The following is a 2,600-nucleotide window of genomic DNA, read 5'->3' on the forward strand; positions in this document are numbered from 1 at the left end:
CATGGATGGCTAACGGGTGCGGTTGTTCAATAAGAGCAATCGCTTTTCTTGTTCCGCTAACGGGGCAAGTTTGTTGAAGAAGAATCTCAAATAGCATAGCCTGTTAAAAAGAAAGCAAACTAAAATAGTGGTGTCGATAACGAAAAAAATTTGGAAAAAATACTACTCCGATATCTTTAAATACTGTATTTATTATTGTTGGTATCTAATCAATTAGAAAGCCCAATAACTTCATTATGTCGGGTTTGCAACCTGAGACCCCTCAAAAGCATTAGCGAAAAAAAGTTTACTGAAAATAAACTATAAGTTCGGATAAAAGAAGGAGGTTGGACCCAAAAATTGTCTAACTCTTTGAATAGAACTTCTAATTCTCCTATAAAAGGAGATTCTAATGGAATTAAAAGATTGCTGCCTTTTTTAGGTCCTGCCTTTATTGCTGCTGTGGCATATATCGATCCAGGTAATTATGCAACAAACATTTCGGCAGGGTCTAAGTATGGATACACATTATTATGGGTCATTTTAGTTTCTAATTTAATGGCTGTTTTGATTCAAACGATGTCTGCCAAGTTAGGGATTGCAACAGGTAAAAACCTCCCTGAAGTTTGCCGAGAAAAATTTTCAAAGAAGACTTCCATACTTTTATGGATACAAGCTGAACTTGTCGTTATGGCAACAGATCTGGCAAAATTTATTGGTGCATCGCTTGGAATCTATTTGCTCTTTGATATCCCACTTGTTTTCGCTGCTATTATTGCAGCCATTGGTTCATTCGTCATTTTGGAGATTCAAAGGCGAGGAATGCGTCCGTTAGAAGCTGTTATTACAGCTATGATTTTTATTGTTGTAATTGTTTTTGGGGTTCAAGTTTTCTATGCAGCACCAGATGCAACGGCAATTCTCTCTGGTCTTTTCACGCTCAAATTTCAAGATGTTGATAGCGTTTTATTAGGGGCTGGGATGCTGGGAGCAACAGTGATGCCACATGCCATTTATCTGCATTCTGCCTTAACACAAAATAGAATTGTCGGAGAAACTGAAGAAGAACGGAAAAAGATTTTTAAATATGAGTTTGTAGATGTCATTATTGCGATGATTATTGCAGGTGGGATAAACGCGAGTATGTTAATCGTCTCAGCGGCATTATTTAATAAAAACGGACTTAATGTAAGTGATTTAGAAGTTGCTTTTAATGAATTTGGAAAAATACTTGGACCCTTTGTGGCAATATGTTTTGGAATTGGATTGTTATCCGCAGGATTATCAAGTTCTTCAGTTGGTACTATGTCAGGTGACATCATTATGCAAGGCTTTATTAAACGACGCATACCTATTTATTTGAGACGATTTATAACAATGATACCGCCGTTAGGAATAATTCTAATGGGAATTAATCCTTCTAAAGCTCTTGTTATAAGTCAAGTCGTTCTCTCTTTTGGAATTGCTTTTGCTTTAATACCTTTAATAATGTTTACAAGTAACAAAAAACTAATGGGGAAACTTGTAAACCATTTAGTAACTTCGATCTGTGCGTGGATAATTGCCGTACTTATTATAAGTCTTAATTTATTTTTGTTATATCATACTTTTATTAACTAAAGAACGTTTTTACCTCCTATTTATTCTAAGTTTCTTTTTAAGCTTACGGGTCAAGGCTGACGATTCAGCTGCCAAAAATTCTTGGTGGCTTTTTCTTATTCAGCTAACTGGCAGTTTAGTTAAACAAAGAATAGCCACAATTAGTGTAGAATTCTCAAAAGTAGAAGGGGACTGGAGTAAAGTATGCTTAGTTTTTTAATTGAATTAATTGCAGGATTATTCGGATATAGTGACACTTTAAATACGAAAAAAATTGACCAAAATATTGAACAGTTAAATCAACACGATTGGTTTAAAAACATTTACGAGGATGAAAGATATCACCGTTTGTTTTTTGTAAATAAACACGTCAGACGTTATTTACAAAGCACAACTCGTGTTAGAAAAATTATTCGTAGTAAAGATGCACAAAGAAAGCTATTGTTCCTTCTTGATAAACAAATAAAATCGTAATTTTCTATCTTGAACTAACGTGTGCAAGAGTTAAACAGGTGTTGCTGCGGCAATATCTTTTTGCTTATTGAGCTAACGGTCAGGATTCTTGAAGAAGGATAACCTAAGTATGGTGTTGAAGTAAATAGAAGTTTTGGGGTGCTTAAAGTGGAGATAAGAAGGCCAAAAATCGAGAACATAAAAGAGTAATATTATTTTTTAGAATAGTGATTACGGTTGAGAAGTAAGAAAAGGAAGTTTTTCTTCAATGGGGTAATGCCATTTTCTTATTCGAACAACATAAGAATCCAAACTTGTTGTAATAATTTATGAGTGGCAATAATGGTTGTGTTTATGTCTTCTTGCAAATACTTTTAAAAAATGTTAAACTTTAGAAGAATTATTTTTGATCGGTGTAAAGGATAGTTTAAGATTAACTTTTCGTCTTGATGATCACTGAGTGCAAGGATAGTAACACATTGTGTGCAAAGCACACAGCAGGAGGGAACAAAATGGAACAAGGCAAAGTAAAATGGTTTAACGCAGAAAAAGGTTTCGGATTTATCGAG

3 protein-coding genes are annotated in these 2,600 nt (G+C 34.4%); all 3 read left to right on the forward strand.

The window, feature by feature from the left end:
• Positions 1–339 precede the first annotated feature (339 nt).
• Positions 340–1,599: an Nramp family divalent metal transporter gene (locus COD92_RS30940; RefSeq protein ID WP_255286804.1), complete on the forward strand. Its 1,260-nt coding sequence runs from the start codon at positions 340–342 to the stop codon at positions 1,597–1,599.
• A gap of 183 nt (positions 1,600–1,782) precedes the next feature.
• Positions 1,783–2,052 carry a hypothetical protein gene (locus COD92_RS30945; protein ID WP_098532498.1) on the forward strand — a complete coding sequence of 90 codons (270 nt, stop codon included), beginning with the start codon at positions 1,783–1,785 and terminating at the stop codon, positions 2,050–2,052.
• Between the two features lie 491 nt (positions 2,053–2,543).
• Positions 2,544–2,600, forward strand: a 57-nt coding sequence (locus COD92_RS33535; RefSeq protein ID WP_369689383.1) for a cold-shock protein, incomplete at its 3' end; no start/stop codon positions are given.

This window comes from Bacillus sp. AFS037270, assembly GCF_002585305.1.